We start from the raw sequence: 262 nt of genomic DNA on the forward strand, positions 1-262 counted from the left end.
CTAAGAAGAACATACCCACAAAGGTTGATTCTAAAAAGAATGCCATTAACCCTTCAATAGCCAGAGGGGCACCAAATACATCCCCCACATAATGTGAGTAATAAGACCAGTTAGTGCCAAATTCAAACTCCATAGTGAGGCCTGTGGCAACACCAATGGCAAAGTTAATACCAAATAACTTACCCCAAAACTTAGTCATATCACGATAAATTTCGCGACCAGTCATAACATAAACTGATTCCATAATAACTAAGATCCAAGT

1 protein-coding gene is annotated in these 262 nt (G+C 38.5%); it reads right to left on the reverse strand.

Features of this window, described 5'->3' with window-relative positions; translation table 11 throughout:
- On the reverse strand, positions 1 to 262 hold a 262-nt coding region (locus tag R2R70_RS21035), incomplete at both ends, for a cytochrome ubiquinol oxidase subunit I (RefSeq protein ID WP_410979055.1).

The organism is Cobetia sp. SIMBA_158 (assembly GCF_046566945.1).
Taxonomy (GTDB): Bacteria; Pseudomonadota; Gammaproteobacteria; order Pseudomonadales; family Halomonadaceae; genus Cobetia; species Cobetia amphilecti.